The following is a 2,073-nucleotide window of genomic DNA, read 5'->3' as shown; positions in this document are numbered from 1 at the left end:
ATGTCTGTGCCGTTGACGATGACCTCGCCCGCAGTGGGGTCGACGAGGCGGTTCAGGTGACGGATCAAGGTTGATTTTCCGGAGCCCGACAGCCCCATGATCACCGTGATCTCGCCTTTTTTGATCTCGACGTTGATATCGCGCAACCCAAGCACATGCCCATGGGTTTGCAGCATATCCTTTTTGTGCATCCCCGCCTTCGCGTAGGCAACCATGGCCGGCGCGTTGTTGCCGAAGATCTTGTACAGGTTGCGGATTGATACGAAGCTCTCGGTCATGCTCATGTCCGCGACGGGTGCATCTTGTTGACGCGCTGGAGGGCCGCCCGGCTGACCCGGTCGAGGACAATGGCCAGGATAACAATACCGAGGCCTGCAACAAGGCCGACACCGAGTTCGAGTTTGTTGATACCGCGCAGTACAAGGGTTCCAAGGCCAGGCGCGGACACCAGCGAAGCGATGACGACCATGGATAGCGACAGCATGATCGTCTGGTTGATGCCGGCCATGATGTTCGGTAGGGCGAGCGGCAACTGGACTCGATAGAGCTTTTGCCAGGAGGTCATGCCGAACGCCTCCCCCGCCTCCAGAACGTCCTTGTCGACCAACCGAATGCCGAGGTTCGTGAGCCTGATCGACGGCACGATGGCATAGAGAATGATCGCGATGCCGTACAGCTTTGGTTCCGTAACGCTGAATAGAAAAATCAGCGGAATGAGGTAAACGAAGGTGGGCAACGTCTGCAGCAGATCGAGAAATGGCGTCAGCCAACGTTCCACCCGGTTGCTGCGCGACATCGCGATGCCTATCGGCACGCCAAGCAGGACGCAGATGAATGTACAGACCATGATGATGGCGAGCGTCTGCATCGCGTAGCCAAAATGGTCAATGAACGCCAAGCCTAGGAACGCCACCAGCACGAAGACCGTCACCCCGGTGCGACGTCCGGCGAAATGAGCGATGGCGACCAGGATCAGGATCGCGGCCCACCACGGAAGTGACTGCATCAGGTCGATGGCGTTGCGCAGCGCCCAACTCAGTGGCTGCGTAACCGGGTCCAGAACGACTTTCACGGGGTCTTTCACATCAAGGAACAGACGTTCCAACCCGGCTGTCATGTCGCGGGTGCGCGGGATGGCGCCGCAGGCCTTGTGAAGGACGTCCAGGGACGGAAACGGAAAAGATTCGGTTTGGTCGGTCCCCGCGGTGCCGGCCTTGGCAAGAAGATCGTCCATCGACATGGGACCGCCGGTGGCGCCGGCATCACACCAGCCCCGCAGGCCCAGCGTGTCAAAAGCTTTTTCGTACGCTGCCATGTCCGACCTTGAATCTTGCAAGCCGATCACCAAGCCCAAATGGACGCGTCAACCGGAGCTGGATGGAAAGTGCTGCGCGACCCCGATTATTTCAGGAGCGGTGCGAGGTTAGCCTTCGCTTGGTCATTTAGCCAACCGGCCCACACTTCCTTATGGTTGCTCAGGAAGTAAACCGCAGTTTCCTCAGCGGTCGCCTTCTGATCGAATTGCCACTTCAGCAGACCGTTCATCATCTCATTGGAAAAGCTGACCTTGCGCATCAGGTCAGCAACCTCCGGCTGACGCGTGAGAAACCTAGCCGTTGACGCAGTGAGGACACGGTCGCGTGGATAGCCTGACTTGCCCGGGTTAGGACAGTCGGGATTCCGGTTGCAGGCATGGATCCCCTCGACGTATTCGCCCATATCAACCTTCACCAGCGGGTACTTGGCCATCGTAGGCGTCGGCGACCAATAATAACCGAACCACGGTTCCTTGCTGTTGTAGGCGACCTCGATGGAGGCAGCCAACGTTTCCCCAGAGCCGTGGTTGAAGACTTCCAGCCCATGGCCTTTGAAATCCCAGGCTTTCTCGAGATTGTCCGCGACGATGCGGCAACCCCAGCCTTCCGGGCAGCTATGGAAGCGACCGCCGACGAGCTCCGGATGGGCGAGGATACCCTCCATCGTCGTCAGCTCGGGGTGCGCTTTCGCCAGGTAGTCGGGAATCCAGTATCCGCCTATACCGCCGTCCGACAACACGTTGCCAAGGGTGACAAC

Annotated in this window: 3 protein-coding genes; all 3 read right to left on the bottom strand. The window is 58.8% G+C overall.

All coding sequences use genetic code 11. From position 1 onward, the window contains the following. Window positions 1-284, bottom strand: a 284-nt coding sequence (locus EOC94_RS33175; protein WP_127295845.1) for an ATP-binding cassette domain-containing protein, incomplete at its 3' end; no start/stop codon positions are given. Further along, window positions 281-1,315, bottom strand: coding sequence for an ABC transporter permease subunit (locus EOC94_RS33170; protein WP_127295843.1), 1,035 nt, complete (start codon window positions 1,313-1,315; stop codon window positions 281-283). The genes EOC94_RS33175 and EOC94_RS33170, both read right to left, overlap by 4 nt. A gap of 86 nt (window positions 1,316-1,401) precedes the next feature. Next, the coding region (locus tag EOC94_RS33165) for a glycine betaine ABC transporter substrate-binding protein (protein ID WP_127295841.1) at window positions 1,402-2,073 on the bottom strand (672 nt) is incomplete at its 5' end.

Source organism: Mesorhizobium sp. M6A.T.Ce.TU.016.01.1.1 (assembly GCF_003997065.1).
GTDB lineage: Bacteria > Pseudomonadota > Alphaproteobacteria > Rhizobiales > Rhizobiaceae > Mesorhizobium > Mesorhizobium mediterraneum.
Note: the sequence above shows the minus strand (reverse complement) of the source record. Positions and strands in the feature narration are given on the sequence as shown.

Bases quoted from the DNA above. Each gene is read 5' to 3' on its own strand.
- EOC94_RS33170 (WP_127295843.1), bottom strand. From the start codon at position 1,315: ATGGCAGCGTACGAAAAAGCTTTTGACACGCTGGGCCTGCGGGGCTGG.